Here is a 25,598-nt window from a genome sequence, read left to right on the forward strand (position 1 = left end):
TCACTTTTATTTAATATGGATCAGCTTTATGGCTCTTATCTACAGCTTCTTTTGTAGCTTCATTAGCAGCTCTAGTGCCTTCCCCATATTTAGAAATTCCCGCTTCTCGGCCAGGAAGTTTTGTTTCAGTTTGTTTTAACTCTTTCATTTTTTCTTGAATACCTTCTTTAACACGACGACCATAATCTTCATCGGCTTGTGAAAAATGTTCAATCATAGCATCTTGAATTCTTTTGTCACAAATAGCAAGCGCATTAGATAAGTTGTTGATGAGCTCATCACGTTCCCAATCTTTAAAACTTCGGTAAGTTTCGCCTGCTTGTCCATAGTTATTTGGTCGGTCAATTGGCTCGCTCATAACTTGAGCATTATAAGATGGACGATGTTGTATACGTTCCTCTTTGCTTGCCTCTTTAAAACCACCAAGTACTGATGGCTCATAATTAATGTGAGGATTTTCACCAGACTCTTGAGGATCTCTAGTATCCATTTGGCCACGTTGCTGGTTTGTATGCACAGGAACTTTTGGTGCATTGACATCTAATTTAAGATAATTCGACCCGATACGGTAACGTTGTGTGTCTGAATAAGAAAATGTTCTGCCTTGAAGCATTTTATCATCAGAGAAATCCATGCCATCTACTAGAACACCTGTACCAAATGCAGCTTGTTCAATTTCTTCATGGAAATTAACCGGATTTCGATCTAATACCATGCGCCCAACTGGTTGCCATGGGAATTTGTCTTCCGGCCAAAGCTTTGTATCATCTAAAGGATCAAAATCAAGTTCTGGATGATAATCATCCACCATAATTTGAACATATAATTCCCATTCTGGATAATCTCCACGCTCAATTGCCTCATATAAATCCTGCGTTGCATGCCCTACATTTTTACTTTGAATTTGATGTGCTTCTTCTTGTGTTAGATTTCGAATACCTTGCTTCGGTTCCCAATGATATTTTACTAATACTGCTTCGCCTTTTTCATTCACCCATTTATACGTATTAACACCAGAACCTTGCATATGGCGATATGTTGCTGGAATTCCCCAAGGAGAGAACAAGAAAGTAATCATATGTGTAGCTTCAGGTGTTCTCGCTACAAAATCAAACATTCTTTGTGGGTTTGGCACATTTGAAGCTGGATCTGCTTTAAAGGCGTGAATCATATCCGGAAACTTCATCGCATCACGAATAAAAAAGATCTTTAAATTATTGCCGACCAAATCCCAGTTTCCATCTTCTGTATACATTTTCACAGCAAAACCACGAGGATCGCGTTCAGTTTCAGGTGAGTCCTTAGCACCTGCTACTGTCGAAAAGCGAACCATCAAAGGTGTTCTTTTACCTTTACCCGAGAATACCTTTGCTCGTGTATATTTCTCAACTGGCTCATTCCCTACTTTACCATATGTCTCAAAATAGCCGAATGCACCGCTTCCTCTGGCATGTACAACACGTTCTGGGACTTCCTCACGATCGAAATGTGATATTTTTTCAATGAAGTGGTAATTTTCAAGTGTTGCTGGACCTCTGTTACCAACTGTTCGGATATTTTGATTATCCGTTACAGGATGACCTTGCCGAGTCGTTAATGTTTCGCGCTCTACTTCTTGCTTTTTATTTTGTTTTTTATTCTCAGACAAACCTATTACCTCCTTTTACTTCTACTTCTTTTCTACCCCTTCTCCCCAAAATTTATACCAAGTAACTCATTTTTAGTTAATTTAAAAAAGGAATTACGACAATTTAGTAGGATATATAGTTTCGTGTTAGTGTCGAACTTTTTATTAACATAAGTAGACTATCGAGGTTTATAGTATTTATAATTTTAAAAAATTATTATATAGCTGTTTATTTTTAGAGGTTTTCATATCGTGCTGGCCCCTTTAAATTTATGAAAATTGATACTTTTAAAAAGATCAACCATTTGATAATCTTATTTACAGTTCAGTTTATTAAATAATTTAAAGAATTCAGCTTTTTTATATTTAAGGTGATAGCTGAGGATTTATTAGGGGGAAAAGTATGCAAAAAACAATGGGGCATTCCACAAATAGAATTCGAACGTTTGATTTAATTACCAGTGCCATGTCAATAGCTTTAGTTTTCGTAGCCACCATGCTACTAAATATAAAGTTGCCGATTACAGCAAATGGCGGGTTGGTTCATCTCGGTACAGGCATGCTATTTATTATTTCCATTTTATTTGGCCCAAAAAAAGGAGCAATTGCCGGCGCTTTTGGGATGGGACTGTTTGATTTGCTTTCAGGATGGACGCTTTGGGCACCAATTTCCTTTGTTGCACGTGGCTTACAAGGTTTTATTGTAGGCAAGATCGCTTGGTCAAGAGGACGAAGTGGTAACAGCTTAATGCTCAACCTTATTGCAACGATTATTTCCATGCCTCCAATGATTGCTGTTTACTTTATTGGTGAAGGCTTCCTTTATGGAAATTGGATTGCACCAGCCGCATCTATTCCTGGAGACATTGTTCAAAATGCTATTGGACTACTTGTATCCATTCCGGTCTGTATGTTCTTAAAAAAAATACCAACATTTAAATGAGAACAAAAAAACACACCTCTAGCACTAGAGAGGTGTGTTTTTTTTAACAAGCATACCTAAAAATTTTTCAAAGTTAACTCCAGCTATTTTGGGGACGTCTTCTCTTGAAGTATCTTGTATGGCAGCAGCTAGAAACGATTCTGCAAGATGTACTGAATCACTAAGATGATCTCCTCGCATTAACCCACCCATAATGACCGAAGCAAACAAATCACCAGTACCCGAATAACTTAATCCATTGAACGGCATAGCTTTATAGTTTATTGCTTCTCTATCTATGTACATATTCCCAATGAAGCGGCCTGTCCCCTCGTACTTAGGCGGAGTAACTCCAGTAATAATTACTTTAGCTCCGGTTACTAGTTGTAGGTTCTTACCTGCTTCTTCTAACGCTTGTATAAAATCATCATTTTGATAACTATATAATTTTTCATAGGATAAACCTGTTAATAAACAGCACTCTGTAACATTTGGTGTGATAACATACGCTGATTTTACGAGCTCTCTCATTCTAGATAGTAAATTATCGGTATAAAGTTTGTAGGCTGTTCCCCCATCTCCCATCACTGGATCTACCAATAGATGTGTATTTTCGGTTTGAAATTTTTCCAAGAATTTAAAAATATGATCTATTTGTTTTCTTCCGGTGACAAATCCTGTATGTATACCATCAAATTTCGCATCCATACTGCTCCACTCTTCAATAAAGTGAGGAATCTTATCTGTAAAATCTTCAAAGAAAAAACTAGGATAATCTGTTTGTGCTGACAATATAGCTGTTGGCAAAGGACAAGCCTGTACGCCCATTACAGAAAGTACTGGAACAGCAGCAGTTAGTGAGCATTTGCCGAAAGATGATAGATCTTGTATGATTGCAACCTTCTTCATATTGCCTCCCTACTTAAAACAAAAAATTGTAAGTATAAGTAGTATATCATTTTCACTTATCATTGGTAATTAAACTAGCATTAAAAAAGATAGCCCAATGTTCTTTTCTCAAACAATTGGGTTATCAAACTTAAAACTTTTATTACAGTGTTGCTTTCTGAATGTTTTTTTGCTTTTCAATCAATTGATTAAATAATTTTTCAACCGTCCCCTTACCAACCTTATCATATTTAGTTAAGATCACTAATTCCTTTGGGAGCTGACCTACTGTACAAATATCATCCTCATTTAACTGCCTGATAAGTTGAGGAATTCCTCGAAATTCGTTGTTTGAAAGCTTGATAATAGAAAGTTCGTCAGTAATAACAATGTACTGGTCCTTAAAAAATAAAAATAATTTTCCCTCGTTTTCCATTTGGACTCTTCTATGCTCTACTTCTTCTTCAACAAATACTTTTAAATCCTTAAAAAGGTTTTCTATATTCTGCTCTTGGTTTCTTTTTAAATGTTGCTTTAAATCATTTAAATTACTAGGCAGTTCACTCATCACACGGACCTGTTGCTCTGCACCTAAGCGGATTAAGAATTTCTCTGCATGAGGAAATCGCTGTGGCAACAAATAAATATCTCTAAGAAAATAAGGTATATCAATTTGCTGACCCTGATAGGATATTGCTCGAATAACTCGATCCTCGTCTCCTTGTACTTCTTCTTCCTCTTCTTCTTTTCCTTCTTCTCTTTCTTTTAGCGACATAAGAAGTTCTTCAAGTGATTGTAATCTATCTTCAATTACTTCTGTTGCAGATTGGTTTTGATTTGTCGGTAGCGGATCTTGATAAGGGGGGACTTTAAATTTTGCATCTACATATGTGTCCACATACCATTTGATAATTTTATATAGTGCTTCCCATGATAATAAGGCTTCAGAGAATCGGAATGCTCGGGTTTCATGTGCTGCTTGGTTGCCCATTTTTCTCACATGGTGTAAGGCATTGCAAATGTCTTCTGCCAAGCACCCTTTATGCTGTAATAAATTAATTCTGTCTAGCAGATTATCTGCTGGTTCTTCAAACTTTTTAATTTTAATGACTTGCTTCAAGATGTACTCCGATAACACCCTAGAATGAGTCAACATCATGCGTGGACTATTGAAAATTGTATTTTCTAGTTCTTTAGCCAATTGAGCCATTTTAGGTGAAATCGGTTCTAAAAATGCATAAAAATAAGAATCTGCTTCATTTTCTTTATCATTGTATTCCTCTATACGTTCTAACATCACAAGACATACACATCCTATCTTTTATCTATGGTCGAGTTAAAATCACTTTTCAAATTTCATGTCTTTCTCCTTTTCATACCATCTTTAGTTAAAAACGAAACTACCAATCGACCAACAAGACATCTACTATTGTGAATGTCCGGACACAAAACTTGAAATATAGTCAGTATACTCGTATACTAAAAGTAGAACTGCATATATTAAAAAGACCGCCGATGTTGGAGCATCGGACGGTTAAATAGATGATAGTTGGTTCCCGGTAGGGGGATTAGCTCATTTAGGATATAACAACCCATCAGAGCCGTTAACTCAAGGATGGGTTATTTTTTATGGTTGAATGACAGAATTGTAATGATTAAGGTAGCGAATGCAATCGCAAACGTTAATGATTCATATACCGTCATGGCATCACCTCCTTGTACAGACGATGCCACACGTTATGGACAAATTAGTCTGATCTATTTAGGAGCAAGCCAACCACCCTTGAGTACCGTACTATCTATCAACATTATACCAAACATACGTTCTTTTTGCTATAAAATCGTATTATTGAAAATAATTTATTTATTTTAATTACAAATATCCCATTTTACTTATTCTTTTTATCGCTTTTAACCATAAAAAAGCCGCTCATATGTTATACATTAAGCGGTTTACTACTATTAGATATGTAATTCAATTCCTAAATATTGTTTCAATTGTTTCCTTATAATATCATCCCCTATACTATCACCATTTTTCACTTCTCTCGAAAATACTTTTGGATCAAACAATCTCATTCCACCTGAATGTTAACAATAATAACTACCTCTTTTAGAAAATAATTATTTGCATGTACATATCTTATAGCTTCCCAAATGAAAATAAATTCCTTTTGAGAAGCTAATTTACAACTAAACTTTTAAAATTGATTACTGAGTTTTCTGCCATTATTTAATTTAGAAAAAACATTTTATGTATTTTTTAATTATTACTAGATTTAACGCATTTACTTTGGCTTGATCGTTTTGATTATTTATAACTTTTCTATCTCAACTTTGGCTTCCCATCCACACTTGCATGTTCTTTCAAATTTACCCTGTTTGTTATTGTATTTCATTGTTCCATCTCTCCCGTTGCTTCCTACACTTCCGCACTCTGGGCATATTTCGTAATCGCTCACTAATTTCTTAATCAAATTTAGATTATCATATTCTGCTTCTTTGTATTTATAACTCATTTTCTGTCCCCTTCCCTCTTCATATACCATTTAGCATATGCAATACTGGCTAATATGTGAAAAGAGAGCGGCAAAAGGCTTAGCATAAAATGAAGGAAAAAGAGCAACTTATTTTATGTAGGAGGTGATCTAACATGCCAAAAAAGTGTGGTTATAAAGCAAAGAATAAAAACAATAATAGCCAACTGCCTAATGCTAAAGATTACCGAAATACTAATTCTCCGTATAATAGTCCTGACAATTTCCGTGAAGAATTTGCGGCTGAATGGAGAGAAAAAGCCATTGCTGAAATCAATAAGCAATCGGATGAGAGAGTAAACAAGTAATACTAGAAGCCTTAATGATTTTCATTAAGGCTTCTAAATATTATTGCAAATTTTGGCTTGCAACTTCAATGGCCTTTTCCTTTTTTTCCTTAAACGTCATCTTTTTTGGCACTTTTTCTTCCTCTATAAATTCATTACTGTATTCTTCTTTCCCCTTGTTATGTTGCTTGTTGCCTTTTTTATTTACCATTAAAAAACCTCCTATCAAAGCTTATCTTGTATTTATTTTCATCATTTATACATTATTCAACTTCGACATTATTCGATAAATTTTGTAGCTTATATTGACGTATACATTAAATCTTGATATTATCTTTCTATTACTTTTAAAACCTAAATATCCTTGTATAAGTTCAAGAATAAGGCTTGATCGTTTCTACCAGCTACCATAAATAGCTTGTCTACAAGGAATATCAAATAAATGAAATAATTATTTTTTATTCCTTTGTAGATGACTTTGGCACTTGGTAGCCAAAGTTTTTTTATATAAAAGAATAGGAGATAGACATCATGAAACACTTTTTTCAATTTACTGAGAGGAATACCAGCTATAAGCAAGAAACATTGGCTGGGGTTACCACATTCCTTTCAATTGCTTATATTTTGGTAGTCAATCCTTTAATCCTTAGCCAAACTGGAATGGACAAGGGGGCTATTTTCACCGCAACTGCGCTAACTGCTATCATAGGATCATTACTTATTGGACTTCTAGCAAACTATCCGATAGCTATTGCACCAAGTATGGGGTTGAATTCGTTTTTTACGTTCTCTGTTTGTATAGGTATGGGAATTAAATGGGAAGTTGCTTTGACTGGGGTTTTTGTAGCAGGCTTCATTTTCATCATTTTAAGTTTATTAAAAATACGGGAGAAAATAATTAATGCGATACCAGAAGATTTGAAACATGCCATAGCAGCGGGCATTGGGTTTTTCATCGCATTTATCGGTTTTAAAAATGCAAAAATTATTATCCCGAATAAAGATACTTTTGTATCCATAGGTCACTTAACTTCTCCGACAACTGGCCTTGCCGTTTTTGGTTTAGTCATCACCATCCTTATGTTAGTCCGCAATGTGAAGGGTGCTATTTTTTACGGGATGATTATTTCTACTATTATAGGTATGTTGACTGGCTTAGTAAAAATCCCAACGCATATTATGGGGACAATCCCAAGTCTTAAACCAACTTTTGGTGTGGTATTTCCTCACCTGCATGATATTTTCTCTCCTGAAGTATTAGCCGTGATTTTCACTTTCCTTTTTGTTGCGTTTTTCGATACTGCTGGTGCTTTAATTGCTTTAACTAGCCAAGCAGGCATTATGAAAGACAACAAAATTCCGAAAATCGGACGTGCACTGCTAGCCGATTCTTCTGCTGGAGCAATTGGTGCAATACTCGGTACCTCAACACCTGCAACCAGTGTTGAATCATCTGCTGGTATTGCAGTAGGTGGAAGAACAGGTTTTACTTCTGTCATTACTGCCGTATGCTTTGCGATTGCATTATTCTTCTCACCTATCCTTTCCGTTATCACAAACGAGGTAACAGCACCTGCTTTAATTATTGTGGGCGGATTAATGGCTATGAATCTACAAAACATTAATTGGTCACGTGCAGAAGTAGCGATTCCATCATTTTTAACCATTATTATGATGCCACTCACTTCTAGTGTTGCACTTGGATTAGCGTTCGGCTTTATTCTCTATCCATTAGCTTTGCTTATGCAAAAACGTGGTAAAGAGCTCCATCCGATAATGTATGTTCTTGCACTATTGTTCATTTTGTATTTTATTTTTATAGTTAAATAGCAGAAGCGCCAAATGGATATTTCTCATTTGGCGCTTTTTGGATCTTTAGGGCGCATTGCGGATGGATGTGTACTTTAATTGGTATGTAAATATTTCGCATTATTCGATAAGGACACTCGGACTCTCTTTTAGGTCACTCATTCTAAATTTAGGTCACCAAGACTTTCTATTTAGAGCATTTCAAACTCTAATTAAGACTTATCCCAATTAAAATAGCCAACTAACAGCTTAAGCTGCTTGTTGGCCATTTCTTCTTAATTTGATCTTTTAGCGATCAGTTCAATTTCTACTTCTGCGCCTAGTGGCAATGCAACTACTGCTACACAAGTTCTTGCAGGATAAGGTTCGATGAAATAAGTTTTATACACTTCATTCATGGCATTAAAATTGTTCATGTCTGTTAAATAAACATTTACCTTTACCACATCTTCATGGGAAAGTCCTGCTTCTTCCATGACTTCTAATAAGTTGGCAAAGCATTGTTTTGTTTGTGCAGCAATATCTCCAGTTAGATCTTTAGCAGTTGGTGTATTCTTTGCTGTCTGACCCGAGAAAAATACATAATCTCCCGCGTCTATTGCGTGTGAATATGGCCCTGATGAGGTTGCACTTTTTGCTGTATATGCTTTTTTTTGCATTGTTAAATCTCCTTTTTAAATAGGTATATAACAATAATATATTAAACTTTCTAAAAGTTCCATCGATGGCATTTAAATTTAATATTTGTTACACCATTTACTATATTTTCACAAATAAAACCGACCCTTTCCGCAAAGGATCGGTTAATTTACTTATTTCCTTCTTACAAACAAAACCTTAAACCACTGATTCACTATGAAGGGTAGACTCGATAGCGTGTAAATATAGCCCAATTGCAAGCCGCTTAATGGTGCTACTTTAAAAACAGTAGTTAGGGATGGTAGGAATAAAACAAGGTGTAAACTAATCACCCCAATTAAGAAGGCAACCCATGTATATTTGTTTGAAAAGATTCCAATGGCAAATATAGATTCTTTTGATCGTGAGTTGAAGCCATGAATCAAACGAGATAAGCAAAGTGTAGCAAATGCCATGGTACTGGCAGTCAAAGTACTTCCCGTTGAAAGACCTAACCGAAATGCGATGATAGTAGATATAGCGATGAGTAAGCCCTCAAGCACTACTTGTGTCGTAAACCTTTTATTTAACAATGGTTCGTGTATGTTTCGCGGCTTATCCTTCATCAGCTTTTTATTATTTGGTTCAAGACCAATGGCTATTGCGGGCAAACTGTCTGTCAACAAGTTGATAAATAAAAGATGAACAGGGGCAAATGGGACAGATAACCCAAAGACGGTGGCATACAAAACAACAAAGATAGCACCGGCATTTCCAGAAAGTAAGAAAAGAATAGCATTCTTGATATTGGTGTAAAGGCTCCTACCATTCGCGACTGCTTTGACAATGGTTGAAAAGTTGTCATCAGTTAAAATCATTGAGGAAGCGTCTTTCGCCACTTCTGTTCCGGTAATGCCCATTGCAACTCCAATGTCTGCTTGCTTTAAAGCGGGACCATCATTCACTCCATCCCCGGTCATTGCAACTACTTTGCCTTTTTCCTGCCATGCTCTAACGATCCGAATTTTATGTTCAGGTGTCACACGGGCATAAACAGAATAATCCTCCACATAATCTTGTAGTTCCTTATCTGTTAATGTTTCAATTTCATGCCCTTCAATAGCTTCACTTGGATCTTTTAAAATGCCAATTTGAGAAGCAATGGCTGTTGCAGTAATTTTATGATCTCCTGTAATCATTACAGGTTTTATACCTGCTTGAATACAGCTCTCTACTGCAGCTTTTGATTCGTCTCTTGGTGGGTCCATCATGGCTACTAATCCTAGAAAGATTAAATCATGTTCATCTTCGAAATCAATTGTTTGTTTTGGCCTCACGTTTTTATAAGCAATCGCCAAAACGCGCAGCCCTTTAGTTGAAAAGTTGTGATTGGCTTTTTCAATTCTTTGTCTGTCCTCGCTTGTCATTTCAACGATGCCATTCGACGTCTCTATCTTATTCATCCGTTGTAAAAGGACATCTAAAGCACCCTTTGTCGTAAGCATTCTTTTACCATTAACTTCATTAACAGTTGACATTAATTTTCGGTCAGAATCAAAAGGGATTTCGGCCATTCTTGGGTGTTGTTTACGAAGCATAAGCTCGTCCAATTTATAGTGTTTACCTAATTTTACAAGTGCAATCTCAGTAGGATCCCCAATCTCCTTCTCTTCCCTTACGAAGGAGTCGTTGCATAGGAGCGATTGAGTAATAAATTGTTTATGCAATTTGTTTTTCATATTCAGTTCATTAAATGCTTGTACTTCTTTATCAATATAAACTTGTTGAACCATCATTTTATTTTTCGTTAAGGTACCGGTCTTGTCCGAACAAATGACAGATACACTACCAAGGCTTTCTACTGCAAAAAGCTTTCGTATAATCGCATTCTCTTTGGCCATTTTTTGAGTACCAAAGGCAAGAACGATCGTCACAATAGAACTTAATGCTTCTGGAATAGCAGCTACTGCCAGCGAAACAGCAAACATAAAAGATTCCACCAAGGCACGACCGCGTATAAGGTCAATCGTAAAGATAGCTAAACAGATGAGTGTGATGCCTAATGCAAGCTTCTCGCCAAAATGATCAAGACTAATTTGAAGTGGGGTCTTCTTCTCTTTTGCTGTTCCAAGGAGATTAGCAATCTTGCCAATCTCTGTATTCATTCCTGTTGATGTGACAACAACCGTCCCGCGTCCATTCGTCACAAAGCTACCGGTGAATACCATATTTCTTTTATCTGCTGTTGTCACACCTTCATCGAGTATAGGATCGGTAGTTTTTTCTACAGCCAACGATTCACCAGTGAGAGAGCTTTCGTTAATTAAAAGATTAAAGCTTTCTATTAACCTACCGTCTGCACTAATATAATCGCCTGCTTCTAAATATAACAAATCGCCGACTACTATTTCCTCAGACAATATTTCGATGATTTCATTATTCCTCAATACCTTTGCCACAGGCGAAGTTAAGGCTTTCAGATTATCTAGTGATTGTTCAGCTTTGACATGCTGGACGGTGCCTAAAACTGCATTCAGTATAACCACTATCATGATAACAATTGTACTTTCCACCTCACCTAATAGAAAAGAGATGGACGCAGCAACCATTAAAATAATGACAAGCAAATCCTTGAACTGGCCAAAGAACACAGCTACTGTACTAACCTTCTGGCTTTCTTCTAATTCATTCGGTCCATATTCTTCTAATCTTTGCTGAACATCTAGTTCATTCAAGCCTTCCTTTGTCACAGAAAGCAAATCCATTACTTGTGCAGATGTTTGTTGGTGGAATTCCTTCATATTTTTCTCCTTTTTTTGTATTGTTTTAGCTTATTTAGCGAATGAATAGAGTTTTAAACGTTTGGGTGTTTTTAAAAACGAGAATCCAGGTGAATAAAATCTATTAAACTTGTGATGATCTCAACCTCCATCTCCACCTTTAACTTCTACTATCGTATTCCTAGCAATCTTATTGTATGAATAGATTTGTCATTACAATTCAAAAAAGAATTCTCCTGTTAAACAATTGAAGCTTAAAACTGGCGCAGTCATCTTAATGTTAATTACACTTATTCTTTAGAATTCTTGCTAATTCAATGGTAAAATATCAGTGGACATAAATTACGAAAAATAAATTTGAACGCCATTCTTGTGATGGATTTCAAAACTATGTAGAAATAGATAAGGAGAAGGATTATGGCTTCTAAAAAACGAGGTCGCCCTGTTGGAAGGCCGAAACAAAAAGATAATAATATATCGACAAGGGAAGTAATCCTACAAGTTGCTACACGGTTATTCTTGGAGAATGGCTATCAAAGGGTCTCGATGGATGACATTGCTCGAAATTCTGAAACGACTAAAGCAACCGTATATTACTATTTTGAAACCAAAGCTGAATTGTTTAAAGAAACAATGGTTGCACTAATGGAAAGAATTCAAGAACGAATTCTATTTTTGCTCACTTCAGATAAGCCCTTGTATGATCGTTTATTAGATGTGACAACGGCACACTTAAAAGCAACCACCACCCTTGACTTGGATGGGTTTATGAGAGAATCTAAACAATCCTTATCAGAAGAGCAAATGAGTGAAATGAAAAAAGCAGAAGAAAAAATGTACGAAGGGATTGAAAATGAATTTAAAAAAGCGATAGACTCGGGAGAAATACCTCATGTAAATACAAAATTTGCAGCGCATGCTTATCTTGCACTTATTCGGGTGGGGAATTATAAGCAAGCAGATGGGCTTTCCATATTCGAGTCAACTGAGACATCCGCTGTTCAAATATTAGATGTTTTTTGGAATGGCTTCTTTAAAAATTAATATAGGCTTATCCCGCTAGTTTTTATAGCGGGAATTTTTTATCTTAACGTATGTTTACATACTAGGATATTAGGTCATCATATATTAATAAGAAAATAGATTTGATAATTAACTGACCAGTATATATAATTAAATTAAATCCTTCCGAAAGGGGCTCTTCTTAATGAAAAAGTTTTTTATCGAATTTGTAACGGCTGTCTCAAGTAAAAAAGGAAGATGGATTACTTTGGCAGTTTGGGTTCTTTTAGTAGCCATACTTACAGCCGTTTTTCCAAGCGTTAACAAAGAAACAGATAATGGTGCCGCTAATTTGCCTGACAATGCTATGTCAGTAAAAGCAGAAAAAATTGCAAAAGAACAATACCCTGATAATACAGGTACACCATTGTTAATTGTATGGCATCGGACAGACGGGTTGACCACCCAAGATTACCAAAAGATTTCATCATTATATCAACATCTAGAAAAACATCCTTTATCAGCTCAAAATTTTCTTCCTCCGCTTGGAAAGCTTCCACCGCAAGGTTTACAAGCATCTGCATCTGAAGATGGCCAAACAATTGTAACGCCTATATTCATGGATAAAAAAGCAGCAACCGAGGAATTAGATAGTAATTTGTCTACATTAAAAAAACATTTATCTAAAGTAGACTCTAAATCTTTATTTGATCGTAAAATTAGTGACTCAGGCTTACATGTTCGTTTTACTGGTCCTGTAGGAATTTCTACAGATGCTACTGCCTTATTCAGTAAAGCAGATGTAACGCTACTGATTGGTACGGTTTTATTAGTATTAATATTGCTTGTGCTGTTATATCGCTCCCCACTCTTAGCGTTAGTGCCATTGATAGGTGTAGGATTTGCTTATGGTGTGACGAATCCTCTTTTAGGATTTCTCGCTAAAGAAGGCTTTATTACAGTTGATTCACAAGCCGTATCCATTATGACCGTATTATTATTCGGCGCAGGAACAGATTATTGTTTATTCTTAGTGTCCAAATACAGAGAATGTTTATTAGAGGAAGAGGATAAATTTACAGCCCTAGAACATGCCATTAAACATTCAGGCGGAGCTATCTTAGTAAGTGCATTAACCGTCGTGCTTAGCCTAAGCACTTTGCTGCTTGCACAATATGGATCCTTCCATCGCTTCGCAGTTCCATTTAGTTTAGTTATCCTCATTATGGGTATGGCGGCATTAACACTGTTACCTGCTTTGTTAGGTATTCTTGGGCGTGCAGCATTTTATCCTTTCATCCCAAGAACAGAGGAAATGTCGAAGAAACTAGAAGAAAAGAAAGGAAAAAAAGTCAGAAGAATCGCTCCCCACGGAAAGTTCAGCAGAAAAATTGGCAATTGGGTGACAAGAAAACCGTGGACTGTCATTATTTTAAGTGTTGTCCTATTAGGCGCATTAGCATCCTTCGTTCCACGTATTCAATATACACAGGATTTAATAGAATCGTTTCCAAAAGATATGCCTTCTAGAGAAGGTTTTGATTTAATGTCCGAACATTTTTCACAAGGAAAGCTAGCACCTTTACAATTAATCATCAATACAGAAGGTAAAAAAGTTGAGATTAAAGATCAGCTGAGCAAGCTATCCTATATAGAAGAAGTTTCAGAGAAAAAAGAAGGGGTTAAAAACAAAGAATATCATTCTTATGATATTACTTTAAAAGAAGACCCTTACAGTATGGAAGCTGTTGATACTATACCAAAATTAAACAAGAAGGTTTCTACCATACTAAAAGACTCAGGTGTGCAACCACAGGATCATCTCTGGATAGGTGGCGAAACTTCTAAGCAATATGACACAGTGAAGACAACCGAACGAGATATGAAAGTAATTGTACCAACAGTAATCGTTATTATAGCTGCATTGTTGTTAATGTACTTGCGATCTATTGTGGCGATGGTATACCTGATCCTAACAGTCTTGCTTTCTTATTTATCTGCGTTGGGCGCTGGTTGGATACTGGTACACGATGTATTAGGCATTTCAGCAATTCAGGGCTTAATTCCTTTATACTCATTCGTTTTCTTAGTTGCATTAGGTGAAGATTATAATATTTTTATGATATCAAGTATTTGGAAAAACAAAAATAAACAAAGTAATCGATTAGCCATCGCAAATGGGGTCAGTGAAACAAGCAGCGTGATTACTTCTGCAGGTTTAATTCTAGCTGGAACTTTTGCAGTCTTGGCTACCTTGCCTATTCAAGTACTCCTGCAATTTGGGATCGTGACAGCAATCGGCGTATTATTAGACACATTTGTTGTTCGTCCTCTCCTTGTTCCTGCTATCACTGCTGTGCTTGGCCGTTATGCATACTGGCCAGGGCATAGATGGAAAATGAAGGATAGTGAAGAAGAATAACTTGTTAGGACATTAAAAAGAAAACATTTACTATAAAAAAATGCTCTTCTCATTAAATTGAGAAGAGCATTTTTAGTGAAGCTTTTATTTTGTAAAATCAATTTTCTTTTTTAATATATTCATAATTACGCCACCTACTGCCATCGAGAGCAGCTCACCAAGCGCAACTGTATACCATGTATAGAAAAAAGGTAGATGATAAAGAATAGACAATTGCCCGGCAACCGTAAACATAGAAAAAGCAAAAATTAAAGCTGTGACTGTCATTTTTACAATATCATTCTTGATTTTTTTCGTTACCGCTCGGCATAAAAGAATGACTAAAAATGTAGCAAGCCCACCAACTGGCACATCGATTGGCCATGTCGGAGACATAAAATTAGCAATAATAACACCGAGAGTGACGGCTACTATGTAACGTTTATGATAAAGTGCTAGATAGTTAAACATTTCAGCTAAACGAAATTGGATGGCGCCAAAACTGACGACAGCTAAAACGGTGGTGACCGCAACATAAAGGGCGGCAACGAGGGCTGTTTTGGTGATCTCTGTAACAGAGGTACGTGTAGATACATTGTAAAACGTTTTATTCATTTTCATTCTCCTTTGTAAAATAGCCAAAAGCTATTTTAGTCATAACTGCGACCAAAGGAGATTAGACTATGCCTAACCAAAAGTGCCGCAGTGCAAGCAAATTTGCTTACTTGAAAAGTATATCAAATAGTTGTTAAATAGAAAACATTATTTTGCAATCCAACCTCCATCAATTGGGACGACTGCAGCATGTATATAGTCTGAGGCGTCATGTGCTAAAAACAGTGTAAGGTTTGCCACTTCACTTGGTTGGGCCCATCTACCTGCAGGTGTCTCTCTTGCCACCCATTTTGCCATCTCTCCATCGCCTTGGAAATCCGCTTTGTTCATAGGTGTTTGAATAGCACCTGGTGCAATCGCATTAGCACGAATACCCATTTTACTATAATCTAAATCTAGCTGTTTAGTGTAACCGACAATTGCATGTTTAGAAGCTGTATATGCTGCTCCGCCTCCCCCTGCTACAAGGCCTGCAATGGAAGCCATATTGATAATGACCCCTGATTTTATCTCAATCATTTGTGGTAGAATTGCATTCGTTACTAAATATGTTCCTTTAAGGTTTGTATTTAAAATAGCATCCCACAAAGCCTCATCTGTATCTAATGTCTTTGCATAGCCATCTAAAATGCCAGCTGTATTTAGCAAGATATCAATTTTAGAAAAAAGCGAATTGGCCTTTTGGACAGCTTTCACTACCTGACTATTATCCGCTACGCTACCTACTGAATAAGCAAAATTTTGCTTATATTCATTCGCTATAGAATTCAATCCCTCTTCGTCTAAATCCATCGCAAATACCATCGCTCCACTTTCAAGAAACGCCCTTGCTTGTGCGTGCCCAATTCCAGACGCTGCTCCCGTAACAAAAACGGTTTTGCCTTTAAAATCAAATTTCATTTTTGCACCTCATTACAAAAGCCCATGGCAATCCATGGACTCTCAATTATATTCATATATAATACATTTCCACTCATCTAGTGAGAAGTGTCTTATTCGACAATTTCCCAGTCTTCAGCTAATAAATCACAAACTGTCGGCGTGAACATAGTGTAGCCTTCACCAGATACATTAATTAAAAAATACGGATTTAGCTTTTCACCATCATGCGTGCTTTCCCCTACTAATTTTATGTATAATTCAGCTCCATTAAATCCTTTTCTTATTACTTTTTCTCCTGCTTTCATACGCGGTAGTATTTCTTCAAATGTCATGACGCGTCTCCTTTACTCTTTAGTTATACAGAAAAAAGTATACGAGATTATATTATGGAAATCAAATGACTAAAAAAGGGACCCACGTTATAGTGGAATCCCTAATGCTATGAATCGCATAGCTGCCAATTGTTCATGAGTTATCTTTTACTTTTCTTTTGGTTTAAAAGTTTTACAGCAAGTATCCTTAGAAGTGTTAGCTTTTTCGGAAATCTTGTCAAAATCAAACTCTGTTGCAAACTCTGTATCCTTATCTCTGGAGTGGTAATCCATATCGACATTAATCGCTGATGCACTACAAACATTACCAACCTTATGGAAAAAACAATCGGAAACAGAACAATTCACTTGTACATTTGGCATGGGCTATCCTCCTCATATTTATGAAGTGAACAATTTTTATTGCTCTGGATTAGCATGCCCAAGCCATAATCATTTATAAGGCTTAATAGAAATGAATATCTTCAAGTACATATTTACCGCTCTTCACTTTGGTAAACTTAAGAGTTACCGATACGTTACCCATTGCGTTAAAATCTTTAGGCTGGAATTGATATCGAATATTTGCCCAACCTGTCCCTTTTCTTGAGTCATAGTTTTTTACTTTTGAGGTTGTTGCCAGCTTTAAATTTTTGCCGTAAAGATGAATGATTTTTTTGCTATTAGATTTACGATTGAGCTTTATTCTTTCTTTGTATCTATCCGTTGAATATTTATAGCCTAGTAAATAGTTTGTATCAGTTTTAGGTGCTATATGATTCTTTGCATATTTATTAAATGTTGTTGTTTTTCCTGTTCTGTTTGATTCGCCGTAAATACGGATTAATCTTGCAGCTTCAGGTCTTAATTCATTTTGGGCTTCTTTTAGTGTAAATCCCTTTGAAAGTGTAAAAACCCCTTTTTTCGAAACTTTTTTGCTAGCTGCTTGAACAGTCTGAGTACCTGCTAATTCACTCGTTTCGAAAGACGCTGTACCAATTAATAAACCAGATGCAAGTACACTAGTCGCGATCGTACCTTTTACAAATTTTTTGACTAAATTTTTCATACTATAACCTCCAAGTTGTTTTATTAATCGTAGCATAAATACCCCATTAAAAAAGAATCGTTGCAAAAATTGATATTTTATCTCTAATATGGAATTTACCTGATAGTCGGATGGTTTTACAAACCGAGTTCTCAAATCATATTTTTCCCTCAAACATAATACCTTCTTTTCAAAAAAATAAACAAGCTGCTTACTTAAATTTGGGCAGCTTGTTGAAAATGAATTGTTTCTATAATTTGATGGAGCGGCATCGGCCTTCCACATAAGTAACCTTGAATAAGATTGCATCCTTCTCTTGAAAGAAATTCCCACTGGAGCTCTTCTTCCACTCCTTCTGCAATAATTGTTAAATGTAGATGTTTTGCCAGAGAAATAATCATCGAAATAAGAACAGTATCCCCTGTTGGTATTTGCATAACAAATGAACGATCTATTTTCAATGTATCAATTGGCAAATCTTTCAGATAGGCGATAGATGAGTATCCTGTTCCAAAATCATCAATCGCAATTTTAATTCCTAATTCTTTTAACTCGCATAACGTTTCGACTGCATGTTTTCTATCCATCGTCATACTTTCAGTAATTTCAAGTTCTAGACAAGCAGGATGAAGCTGTGTCTCTGCCAGAACCCTTTTGACTGTATGAGCTAAATTATGCTGGAAGAATTGGCGGATCGATAAATTTACCGATACACCAATCGTTAGCTGGCAATCCTCCTGGCATTTTTTCACTTGGCTACATGCTTGTTGAAGCACCCATTCACCTATTGGCACAATTAGCCCTGATTCTTCTGCTATCGGAATAAAATCAGCAGGAGAAATAATCCCCTTTGTTGGATGCTTCCATCTGAGTAATGCCTCAACAGATACTATTTCTCCTGTTCTTACATCAATCTGTGGCTGATAATCAAGGAAGAGTTCTTGATTTTCAAGTGCTTTGTGTAAATCATGCTCTAGCAACATTTTTTGTTCTGAACATTTTTCCATATTTTTTTCGTAAAAAAGTACTCGGTTTATTTGATGTTTTGCTTGATGCATAGCAACTTGAGCATGTCTAAATAGATCGCTTGCATTTCTGCCATGCTCTGGATAAATAGCAATTCCGATATTTAAATCTACTTTCACTTGATGATGCTGGACGGGAAAATGAACTTCCATTAATTGTGTAATTTTTTCACAAATGGCGGTGACTTCTTCTCTATTTGACACAGTTGGAACAATAAGAATAAATTCACCGTTATTTCCTTTGCCTAGTACCCTCTTCTGCGATTCTACACAATTCAATCTTTTAGAAACTCCTTGAATAATTTGATCAGCAAACCTACTACCAAACGATTCATTTATAACCTTTATACGATCTACTTCCATCATTAAAACAGCAGCTTTTTTATGAATATTTAACATTTCTGCTAGTTTAGTTTCTATATAGTGCAGTTTAGGCAAACCCGTGAGCTCATCATGATCCATCGTGTATCTTAAAGAATCCTGAGAACTTTCCAGCTCCTCCTGAGTTTCCATTAACAACTCAAATGGTTCTTCAACTGAAGTATGATGAAGTGCTTTCATAAAAAAGTAATAGCTTGTTAGTTGAAATAAATGGCCAATCATAGCTCTGAAATCATAGACATTGATATAGGTGGTGAACACTAGGTCTCCTAATATTAAATAAAAAGAACCAAGTACCAGCATTTCAACTTCTTTTTTCTGTACATTATTTTTGCTTTTAAAAATATAAGCCACAAAGAAAAGTTGTATAAAAGCAGCAGCATATTGTAGCCCATTTTTTATCTGAGAAGTCCCTACTCCATCAATAAATAGATTTGGCAACAATGCTTTGGGAGAGTATATAATTCCCAACCAACAAACGGTATAGGCTAATGATAAACCATATACTATATAGCGATTTTTGAGCACAGAATTTTTCGGCTTTAACAGGTATATACTTAACAAACCAACAGCTAATGACAGGCGTCCAATGATATAAAACCATGTAGCTGAGTAATTAGAGCTTTTCTCTAGAAAAAACGGCATCCCTTGATAAGTTAAAGTATGGAACAACTCCGTTAAACCTAAAGATAAAAAAAGGGCTCCAATATATAATCTTTTATTCGATAAAACATATGGTACGATCAGCCATGCTTGAATAGCAATCGAAAAGGAAAAAACAATAATAAATATCTCAACCATTAAATGAATGGATAAATAATTTTCTGCACCAAATACACCGTAGAGTTGCTTATTAAATAAAAACGAGATTACAAGCAAAAAAATAGGCAATCCAATCGGCCACCGAAATTTTTTCAAGAAGCCTCCATAATCAAAGTTTGTTATAGAAATCCCTCCTCTTAAAGCAATTTTTATAGGAAAAAAGTTGTCCGTTAGGAAGATTACAAAATACTTTTTTAAAAACAGTTCTTCTTTCAGATACATTATACCTACTAATTATACAAATTTCTAGCAAAGAATAAAATACCAATAGAATGGTCATATGAGTTTTATTTTTACTTACCACAAGATTAAGAATAAGAAGGAGCTTGTCTAATAAATAAAATAATTCCTATGAATTCTTCCTAACTCAAATGAAGATATTCTGTTGATTAAACCTTTTTTAACTATTTTTTCTTTAAAACGAACATCCCACTTTAGTCCTCCGATACTATTTACTTGTTTAGTCAGAAACGCTTATTATGTATATTTTACTGTTTTTGTTTTGGAGGAAAAATGCTAATTTATCAGTATATTTTCTATGGTATATTTTGAAGGGGTTTAAAAAATTAAAAGGGATGGGTGAAATGTATGAAATCAACAAAAAAGTTCCAAGGCCTTAAAGTTTTATCAAGCGCACTTGCTCTAAGCCTAATTGCATCTTCTTTAACACCGATAATGGAAACAGAAGCGCAAGCTAAAACGGCAAAAACAAAGGTACAATCACAGGTAAAACTACGGATCATGGAAACAACGGATGTGCATACGAACTTATTAGACTTTGACTATTACAAAAATAGCGTAGCTCCTCAATTAGGATTAGCGAAAACAGCAACGCTTGTCAATAAAGCTCGTAAAGAAGTGAAGAACTCTGTATTGGTAGATAATGGAGACCTTATTCAAGGAACACCGCTTGGAACATACAAAGCAACAATCGATCCATTGAAAAAGAATGAAGTCCATCCAATGATAAAAGCAATGAACATTATGAAATATGACATGGCTTCACTTGGAAATCATGAATTCAACTTCGGTCTAAATTTCCTAAAAGAAGTTTATAATGATGCCACATTTGGTTTTGTAAATGCAAATGTATACAAAGATGATCACGATAATAATCCGAATAATGATAAAAATCAATTTACACCATACAAAATCGTCAACAAAAAAGTAAAAGACGAATCAGGGAAAACACAAACCATCAAAGTTGGTTATATCGGCTTTGTACCGCCTCAAATCAGCGAATGGGATAAAGCTAATCTAAATAACAAAGTAATTGTAAAGGGAATTGTTGAGACTGCAAAGAAATATGTACCGATCATGAAAAAGAAAGGCGCAGATGTAGTCATCGCAATGCCTCACTCCGGCTTTAACAAAGATGTGACAAATACAGAAGATACAATCTATGCATTAAGCAAAGTAAAAGGAATCGATGCTATAACTTTCTCACATACGCATAAAGTCTTCCCAGCAAAGGATATTGCTAGTTTGGACTCTATCTTTAAGGATGAACAAGGCAATGCTGCGAAAGGTGTAGATAACAAAAAAGGAACAATTAACGGTGTACCTGCAGTACAAGCTGGCTTTGGTGGCGGCGCATTAGGAATTATCGACTTAACTTTGAAGAAGATCAAAGGAAAATGGGCGATTACAAAATCTAAATCACAAGCGCAAACACGATCAGTCCTTGAAGAAAAAGCAGATGAAAAGATTAAAAAAGCTATCTTAAAAGACCATGAAGCAACACTTAAATATATCAACACACCAATCGGCAAAACAACTGATGATATCTACAGCTATTTCGCACTAGTCCAAGATGATCCATCTATCCAAGTTGTAACAAGTGCACAAAAATGGTTTGTTGAAAAATATGTTGCTTTAAATAAACCAGAGTTAAAAGATTTGCCAATTTTATCTGTTGGCGCACCATTTAAAGCAGGTCGTAATGGTAAAGACGAATACACAGATATCAAAAAAGGCGACTTAACAATACGTAGTGCCGGCGATTTGTATTTATATGATAATACGCTTAAAGCTTTAAAAGTGAAAGGCTCTAATGTAAAAGAATGGCTAGAAATGGTTGCAGGTGCATTCAATACGATTGATACATCTAAAACAACAGAACAATCATTATTAAATCCAACCTTCCCAGTATATAACTTTGATGTAATCGATGGCGTACAATATCAAATCGATGTTACAAAGCCTGCGAAGTACTCAACTACTGGACAGTTGGAAAATCCTACTTCAAGCCGTATCGTCAACTTAACGTATGATGGAAAACCAATTGATCCAAATCAAGAATTCATCGTGGTAACAAACAACTATCGTGCAAGTGGCGGCGGTCATTTCCCTGGCATTTCAGAGAGTGAATTAGTAGTAGACTCAGCAGATGAAAACCGTCAAATTCTAATGGACTATATTTCTGAAGTTAAAGAAATTACACCTACAGCAGACAATAACTGGTCCATCGCGCCAATTGCTCAAAAAGTAAATGTAACATTCACAACTTCACCGCAAGCTGTGGATTATATTAAAGAAGGAAGCTTATTCACTTATACAGGTAAAACTGATGTAAGAGGATTTGGCATTTTCCAACTAAATTTAAATCGTTAATCTTATCGCCGCGGCATTTATTTGCTGCGGTTTTTCTATTCCCCGTAGCCTTTATGGATAAAAGCAAAAACAACATGCCATATTAAGAATGCTTTTATAAAAGGAAGGAGAATGCCAAAATGGGAAGAGACAATAAGCAAGGAAGAAGCCACAATTCAGGACGTATGGCTCAAACGCCTAAAAATCAACTTATTGCACCTAGACAAGTCAAAGAAGAAACGGCAGAAGAATTATTGGAGCTTGAGAAAGCCTATAAACACAAAACAAAAAATGCAACAAAACCTACATTATAGACTAGGGGGATATTACTTTGGATTATCAACGAGCACAAGAAATAGTCGCCTCTCCGCAGGAATTTGAAGTAACATATAACGGTGTTTCTGTCTGGATAGACAAATTAGTAAATGAAAAAACAGCAACAGTCCATTTAAGACGTTCATTAGAAGAGCGTTCAGAGGTTGATATCGCTGAGTTAAAAGAAGCCAAAACACTTCAATAAAAAAACTGCCCACTGGTTAGATTGGCCAGTGGGCATTCCTTTCATTCGCAATTCACACATATTTGGTTGTTGAATACTCTAATGGGGGTAGTACTAATCAACATCTAATTGATAGGATTGAATCTCTTCTAATGTGGGCAATCCAGACATCGCCCCTTTTTTCATTGTAGCCAAGCCACCAGATATACTTGCAAAACGAATCATTGCTTCCAATTCTTCTACAGCTAATTGCTGTAGCGGCTGTTGTGAGGTATATAAGGAATAGAGTATGCCCGATACAAATGCATCTCCAGCACCAGTCGTATCAATCGCCTTCGCTTTTATCGCAGATATATGGCCTAATTGTTCTTTAAAAGAATACATACAACCATTGCTCCCCATTGTTATCAAGACCAAAGGGATATTCGGTAACCGTTTTATCCCTTCTTCAATTGTCTTGCAGCCAGTTAAAAATGTTAGCTCCTCGTCGGATACTTTCAACACATCCACCAATGGGATTGTAGATAAGATTATTTCTCTTGCATCATTTTCATGTAGCCATAGACTTTCACGATAATTAGGATCATAAGAAATAGTCATATTATTATCTTTAGCTAACTGTATTGCTTGCATTGTGGCTGATTTGGATGGTTCATTGATTTGTGAAATAGATCCAAAGTGGAAAATATTATGATTTACAAAGAGCTCTGCACTAATTTCATCTTTTGTAATCAGCTGATCTGCGCTTGGTTGAATATAAAAACTAAAATGTCGCTCACCGGAAGGTTCTAATGTCACGAAAGTCAATCCTGTCCTAGCTTCTGCTGAAAACATTAAGGATTTCGTATTCACTTTGTAGTCTGTTAATGTCTCTTGCAAAAATCGACCTAATACATCCTCCCCTACCTTACCTAAGAATGTAGCATGCCCGCCAAGTTTAGCAATACCTACTGAAACATTGGCAGGGGCACCTCCTGGAGCTTTGTGGTAGGTTATATTATCTTCATTTAACGGTATAAAATCGATAAGCGCTTCGCCGAAACATAGAACACCATTCATGCAAATATCAACTCCTGTTGAGGTGAGGACTCTTCATTCTTATGTTGGAGAAGATCCCATTTAGTAATACTAAATGTAGCATCACCTTCAAAAGTAATAGAGTGATCCTCAGGTTTTGGGAAATAGCGGGCTGTCATCACTTCACCGCCATCGTTAATAAATATTTCTATAGACGACTCATCCATAAAGAAATGAAGATTGGACAGACCTTCAATTTTACACTTTCTAGATTGCTCTCCACTATTATCAATATTCCTTCTATATAGCGTTACTTCTTTTGTTTGATCATCATAGGTCAACCTTGCTTCATGGCGTAGGTCAATCTGGAAATCGTGGCAGTCTCTTGGGGAGAACTCTATAAATAGCTCAGCAGAAGTGCCTTGAATCCCCTCGAATTGAATAGCTTGCTGTTTCATCTGTATATCCTTATACAACACTTCATTGTTACGCAACAGTTGCAACTCCTCCAGTGGTCTTTGGAATATGCGTCCATTTCTCCACTGAAGCTCCCTTGGCATTGTTAAAGCATGCAGCCACTTATTGGTTATAGTTGGCTGGAGCTGTTCTATCTCATTGGTAATACCCATCCAACCAAAAAGGATTGTTCTTCCGTGTATATCTTTAAAGGTTTGCGGAGCATAAAAATCAAATCCATAGTCCAATAACTTAAAGGGACCATGCTTGAATTGATGAGTTTCATACAAAAACTCACCATTAAAATAGCCTGATTGGAACAACTCTTGAGCCATTTCTCCATTTTTTATTAGAGACTGTGGAGAAATCAATAGAATATGCTGGTCATTGAGTGGGAATAAATCCGGACATTCCCACATATATCCCAACTCCTCCAAACCATTTATACCAGCACCTGCTATGCCACCAATCATTTCCCATTGATAAAGATCAGGTGAAATAAATAATACAGCAGAGCCCTTTTCCTCCAGATTTTGAGCACCTAGTATCATATACCATTGTCCTTCATGTTTCCAAACTTTTGGATCTCTGAAATGTGCTGTATATCCCTCAGGCACTCGAAGAATGGGACCTTTTTTTTCAAAATTCACGCCATCTGTCGAAACTGCTAAGCATTGGTACGTTTCCCTTTCACCATTTTCGCCTTTAACATTACCAGTATAAATGAGGTAAAGTTGGCCATTATCACAAACAGCGCTTCCTGAATAGCAGCCGTCTTTGTCATACCATTCTGTAGGCGCAAGAGCTATAGGCTCCTCTTGCCAATGCACTAGGTCTGGTGATGAGAAATGTCCCCAAAACTTTGAACCATGCATAGTACCGAATGGATTCCATTGGTAAAAAACGTGGTAAAAACCTTTGTATTGTATTAACCCATTAGGATCATTTAAAAATCCGACAGATGGCATTAAATGATAGGATAAACGATAAGGATCACTTAGCACTAATTCTTTATATTTTTTTACTTCGTCATAAGCTCGATTAATCAGGTGGCCAAATTGTTCTGACATGGCAAAACG

At 36.1% G+C, this 25,598-nt stretch carries 24 protein-coding genes and 1 riboswitch; of the genes, 8 read left to right on the forward strand and 16 right to left on the reverse strand.

What is annotated here, in order from left to right:
* Nucleotides 1–10 precede the first annotated feature (10 nt).
* Complete coding sequence (locus AC6CHJ_RS08160; protein WP_498288013.1) at nucleotides 11–1,648, reverse strand: catalase; 1,638 nt, start codon at nucleotides 1,646–1,648, stop codon at nucleotides 11–13.
* A gap of 382 nt (nucleotides 1,649–2,030) precedes the next feature.
* Between AC6CHJ_RS08160 and AC6CHJ_RS08165 the strand changes: the two genes are divergently transcribed.
* Nucleotides 2,031–2,570, forward strand: a complete 540-nt coding sequence (locus tag AC6CHJ_RS08165) for an ECF transporter S component (RefSeq protein WP_392993523.1) — start codon at nucleotides 2,031–2,033, stop codon at nucleotides 2,568–2,570.
* Between the two features lie 24 nt (nucleotides 2,571–2,594).
* Here the strand turns inward: AC6CHJ_RS08165 and AC6CHJ_RS08170 are convergent, their stop codons facing one another.
* The 4 genes from AC6CHJ_RS08170 to AC6CHJ_RS08185 all read right to left on the reverse strand — a co-directional run bounded on the left by AC6CHJ_RS08170 (nucleotide 2,595) and on the right by AC6CHJ_RS08185 (nucleotide 5,956).
* Nucleotides 2,595–3,458 (reverse strand): pyridoxamine kinase, encoded by an 864-nt coding sequence (locus AC6CHJ_RS08170; protein ID WP_498288015.1) that lies wholly within the window; start codon nucleotides 3,456–3,458, stop codon nucleotides 2,595–2,597.
* A gap of 142 nt (nucleotides 3,459–3,600) precedes the next feature.
* Nucleotides 3,601–4,734, reverse strand: coding sequence for a DUF4145 domain-containing protein (locus AC6CHJ_RS08175; RefSeq protein ID WP_498288017.1), 1,134 nt, complete (start codon nucleotides 4,732–4,734; stop codon nucleotides 3,601–3,603).
* Nucleotides 4,735–5,057: 323 nt separating this feature from the next.
* Nucleotides 5,058–5,141: a putative holin-like toxin gene (locus AC6CHJ_RS08180; RefSeq protein WP_223823582.1), complete on the reverse strand. Its 84-nt coding sequence runs from the start codon at nucleotides 5,139–5,141 to the stop codon at nucleotides 5,058–5,060.
* A gap of 611 nt (nucleotides 5,142–5,752) precedes the next feature.
* Nucleotides 5,753–5,956 carry a DUF3797 domain-containing protein gene (locus AC6CHJ_RS08185; RefSeq protein ID WP_498288018.1) on the reverse strand — a complete coding sequence of 68 codons (204 nt, stop codon included), beginning with the start codon at nucleotides 5,954–5,956 and terminating at the stop codon, nucleotides 5,753–5,755.
* Nucleotides 5,957–6,090: 134 nt separating this feature from the next.
* On the opposite strand from AC6CHJ_RS08185, the gene AC6CHJ_RS08190 reads away from it, so the two are divergent.
* Nucleotides 6,091–6,282 carry a hypothetical protein gene (locus AC6CHJ_RS08190; protein ID WP_147193330.1) on the forward strand — a complete coding sequence of 64 codons (192 nt, stop codon included), beginning with the start codon at nucleotides 6,091–6,093 and terminating at the stop codon, nucleotides 6,280–6,282.
* 40 nt (nucleotides 6,283–6,322) lie between these two features.
* On the opposite strand, the gene AC6CHJ_RS08195 is transcribed toward AC6CHJ_RS08190, so the two are convergent.
* Nucleotides 6,323–6,472 (reverse strand): hypothetical protein, encoded by a 150-nt coding sequence (locus tag AC6CHJ_RS08195; RefSeq protein WP_184117471.1) that lies wholly within the window; start codon nucleotides 6,470–6,472, stop codon nucleotides 6,323–6,325.
* A 133-nt stretch (nucleotides 6,473–6,605) separates the two neighbouring features.
* Nucleotides 6,606–6,706, forward strand: a riboswitch (purine riboswitch).
* 86 nt (nucleotides 6,707–6,792) lie between these two features.
* Here AC6CHJ_RS08195 and AC6CHJ_RS08200 point away from each other — a divergent pair.
* A complete protein-coding gene (locus tag AC6CHJ_RS08200; protein ID WP_498288020.1) occupies nucleotides 6,793–8,091 on the forward strand; it encodes an NCS2 family permease in 1,299 nt (432 codons plus the stop codon).
* 254 nt (nucleotides 8,092–8,345) lie between these two features.
* Here the strand turns inward: AC6CHJ_RS08200 and AC6CHJ_RS08205 are convergent, their stop codons facing one another.
* Complete coding sequence (locus AC6CHJ_RS08205) at nucleotides 8,346–8,729, reverse strand: RidA family protein (RefSeq protein WP_498288022.1); 384 nt, start codon at nucleotides 8,727–8,729, stop codon at nucleotides 8,346–8,348.
* Between the two features lie 153 nt (nucleotides 8,730–8,882).
* Nucleotides 8,883–11,489: a cation-translocating P-type ATPase gene (locus AC6CHJ_RS08210; RefSeq protein ID WP_498288024.1), complete on the reverse strand. Its 2,607-nt coding sequence runs from the start codon at nucleotides 11,487–11,489 to the stop codon at nucleotides 8,883–8,885.
* 396 nt (nucleotides 11,490–11,885) lie between these two features.
* On the opposite strand from AC6CHJ_RS08210, the gene AC6CHJ_RS08215 reads away from it, so the two are divergent.
* Nucleotides 11,886–12,512, forward strand: coding sequence for a TetR/AcrR family transcriptional regulator (locus AC6CHJ_RS08215; protein WP_147198139.1), 627 nt, complete (start codon nucleotides 11,886–11,888; stop codon nucleotides 12,510–12,512).
* 163 nt (nucleotides 12,513–12,675) lie between these two features.
* Complete coding sequence (locus AC6CHJ_RS08220; RefSeq protein WP_147198137.1) at nucleotides 12,676–14,892, forward strand: MMPL family transporter; 2,217 nt, start codon at nucleotides 12,676–12,678, stop codon at nucleotides 14,890–14,892.
* A gap of 84 nt (nucleotides 14,893–14,976) precedes the next feature.
* Here the strand turns inward: AC6CHJ_RS08220 and AC6CHJ_RS08225 are convergent, their stop codons facing one another.
* From AC6CHJ_RS08225 to AC6CHJ_RS08250, 6 genes are all read right to left on the reverse strand, one after another.
* Entirely contained in the window at nucleotides 14,977–15,486 is a 510-nt protein-coding gene (locus AC6CHJ_RS08225; RefSeq protein WP_249774362.1) for a QueT transporter family protein, read from the reverse strand.
* A gap of 147 nt (nucleotides 15,487–15,633) precedes the next feature.
* Entirely contained in the window at nucleotides 15,634–16,386 is a 753-nt protein-coding gene (locus tag AC6CHJ_RS08230; RefSeq protein WP_392993508.1) for a 3-oxoacyl-ACP reductase, read from the reverse strand.
* A 92-nt stretch (nucleotides 16,387–16,478) separates the two neighbouring features.
* Entirely contained in the window at nucleotides 16,479–16,700 is a 222-nt protein-coding gene (locus AC6CHJ_RS08235) for a DUF2829 domain-containing protein (RefSeq protein ID WP_147198130.1), read from the reverse strand.
* A 147-nt stretch (nucleotides 16,701–16,847) separates the two neighbouring features.
* Complete coding sequence (locus tag AC6CHJ_RS08240) at nucleotides 16,848–17,063, reverse strand: DUF1540 domain-containing protein (RefSeq protein ID WP_498288027.1); 216 nt, start codon at nucleotides 17,061–17,063, stop codon at nucleotides 16,848–16,850.
* Between the two features lie 82 nt (nucleotides 17,064–17,145).
* Nucleotides 17,146–17,748 carry a hypothetical protein gene (locus AC6CHJ_RS08245; RefSeq protein WP_147198126.1) on the reverse strand — a complete coding sequence of 201 codons (603 nt, stop codon included), beginning with the start codon at nucleotides 17,746–17,748 and terminating at the stop codon, nucleotides 17,146–17,148.
* A 194-nt stretch (nucleotides 17,749–17,942) separates the two neighbouring features.
* Nucleotides 17,943–20,051 carry a bifunctional diguanylate cyclase/phosphodiesterase gene (locus AC6CHJ_RS08250; RefSeq protein WP_498288029.1) on the reverse strand — a complete coding sequence of 703 codons (2,109 nt, stop codon included), beginning with the start codon at nucleotides 20,049–20,051 and terminating at the stop codon, nucleotides 17,943–17,945.
* 492 nt (nucleotides 20,052–20,543) lie between these two features.
* Here AC6CHJ_RS08250 and AC6CHJ_RS08255 point away from each other — a divergent pair, with 492 nt between their 5' ends.
* From AC6CHJ_RS08255 to AC6CHJ_RS08265, 3 genes are all read left to right on the forward strand, one after another.
* The gene (locus tag AC6CHJ_RS08255) at nucleotides 20,544–22,568 is read left to right on the forward strand and encodes a bifunctional 2',3'-cyclic-nucleotide 2'-phosphodiesterase/3'-nucleotidase (protein WP_147198122.1); all 2,025 of its coding nucleotides are present in this window, start codon (nucleotides 20,544–20,546) and stop codon (nucleotides 22,566–22,568) included.
* 119 nt (nucleotides 22,569–22,687) lie between these two features.
* Nucleotides 22,688–22,861 (forward strand): hypothetical protein, encoded by a 174-nt coding sequence (locus tag AC6CHJ_RS08260; protein ID WP_184117469.1) that lies wholly within the window; start codon nucleotides 22,688–22,690, stop codon nucleotides 22,859–22,861.
* Nucleotides 22,862–22,878: 17 nt separating this feature from the next.
* Nucleotides 22,879–23,067, forward strand: a complete 189-nt coding sequence (locus AC6CHJ_RS08265) for an H-type small acid-soluble spore protein (RefSeq protein ID WP_147198120.1) — start codon at nucleotides 22,879–22,881, stop codon at nucleotides 23,065–23,067.
* Between the two features lie 93 nt (nucleotides 23,068–23,160).
* Here AC6CHJ_RS08265 and AC6CHJ_RS08270 read toward each other — a convergent pair whose 3' ends face one another.
* Nucleotides 23,161–24,105 carry a carbohydrate kinase family protein gene (locus AC6CHJ_RS08270; protein ID WP_249774366.1) on the reverse strand — a complete coding sequence of 315 codons (945 nt, stop codon included), beginning with the start codon at nucleotides 24,103–24,105 and terminating at the stop codon, nucleotides 23,161–23,163.
* The gene (locus AC6CHJ_RS08275) at nucleotides 24,102–25,589 is read right to left on the reverse strand and encodes a glycoside hydrolase family 32 protein (protein WP_498288031.1); all 1,488 of its coding nucleotides are present in this window, start codon (nucleotides 25,587–25,589) and stop codon (nucleotides 24,102–24,104) included. Before AC6CHJ_RS08275 ends, AC6CHJ_RS08270 begins: the two co-directional genes overlap by 4 nt.
* Between the last annotated feature and the right edge of the window lie 9 nt (nucleotides 25,590–25,598).

It is taken from the genome of Rummeliibacillus sp. GQ308, from assembly GCF_059759115.1.

Bases quoted from the DNA above. Each gene is read 5' to 3' on its own strand.
- AC6CHJ_RS08240 (WP_498288027.1), bottom strand. From the start codon at position 17,063: ATGCCAAATGTACAAGTGAATTGTTCTGTTTCCGATTGTTTTTTCCAT.
- AC6CHJ_RS08210 (WP_498288024.1), bottom strand. From the start codon at position 11,489: ATGAAGGAATTCCACCAACAAACATCTGCACAAGTAATGGATTTGCTT.
- AC6CHJ_RS08195 (WP_184117471.1), bottom strand. From the start codon at position 6,472: ATGGTAAATAAAAAAGGCAACAAGCAACATAACAAGGGGAAAGAAGAA.
- AC6CHJ_RS08180 (WP_223823582.1), bottom strand. From the start codon at position 5,141: ATGACGGTATATGAATCATTAACGTTTGCGATTGCATTCGCTACCTTA.
- AC6CHJ_RS08270 (WP_249774366.1), bottom strand. From the start codon at position 24,105: ATGAATGGTGTTCTATGTTTCGGCGAAGCGCTTATCGATTTTATACCG.
- AC6CHJ_RS08165 (WP_392993523.1), top strand. From the start codon at position 2,031: ATGCAAAAAACAATGGGGCATTCCACAAATAGAATTCGAACGTTTGAT.
- AC6CHJ_RS08175 (WP_498288017.1), bottom strand. From the start codon at position 4,734: ATGTTAGAACGTATAGAGGAATACAATGATAAAGAAAATGAAGCAGAT.
- AC6CHJ_RS08230 (WP_392993508.1), bottom strand. From the start codon at position 16,386: ATGAAATTTGATTTTAAAGGCAAAACCGTTTTTGTTACGGGAGCAGCG.
- AC6CHJ_RS08245 (WP_147198126.1), bottom strand. From the start codon at position 17,748: ATGAAAAATTTAGTCAAAAAATTTGTAAAAGGTACGATCGCGACTAGT.
- AC6CHJ_RS08190 (WP_147193330.1), top strand. From the start codon at position 6,091: ATGCCAAAAAAGTGTGGTTATAAAGCAAAGAATAAAAACAATAATAGC.
- AC6CHJ_RS08235 (WP_147198130.1), bottom strand. From the start codon at position 16,700: ATGACATTTGAAGAAATACTACCGCGTATGAAAGCAGGAGAAAAAGTA.
- AC6CHJ_RS08275 (WP_498288031.1), bottom strand. From the start codon at position 25,589: ATGTCAGAACAATTTGGCCACCTGATTAATCGAGCTTATGACGAAGTA.
- AC6CHJ_RS08225 (WP_249774362.1), bottom strand. From the start codon at position 15,486: ATGAATAAAACGTTTTACAATGTATCTACACGTACCTCTGTTACAGAG.
- AC6CHJ_RS08200 (WP_498288020.1), top strand. From the start codon at position 6,793: ATGAAACACTTTTTTCAATTTACTGAGAGGAATACCAGCTATAAGCAA.
- AC6CHJ_RS08170 (WP_498288015.1), bottom strand. From the start codon at position 3,458: ATGAAGAAGGTTGCAATCATACAAGATCTATCATCTTTCGGCAAATGC.
- AC6CHJ_RS08220 (WP_147198137.1), top strand. From the start codon at position 12,676: ATGAAAAAGTTTTTTATCGAATTTGTAACGGCTGTCTCAAGTAAAAAA.
- AC6CHJ_RS08260 (WP_184117469.1), top strand. From the start codon at position 22,688: ATGGGAAGAGACAATAAGCAAGGAAGAAGCCACAATTCAGGACGTATG.
- AC6CHJ_RS08255 (WP_147198122.1), top strand. From the start codon at position 20,544: ATGAAATCAACAAAAAAGTTCCAAGGCCTTAAAGTTTTATCAAGCGCA.
- AC6CHJ_RS08185 (WP_498288018.1), bottom strand. From the start codon at position 5,956: ATGAGTTATAAATACAAAGAAGCAGAATATGATAATCTAAATTTGATT.
- AC6CHJ_RS08215 (WP_147198139.1), top strand. From the start codon at position 11,886: ATGGCTTCTAAAAAACGAGGTCGCCCTGTTGGAAGGCCGAAACAAAAA.
- AC6CHJ_RS08205 (WP_498288022.1), bottom strand. From the start codon at position 8,729: ATGCAAAAAAAAGCATATACAGCAAAAAGTGCAACCTCATCAGGGCCA.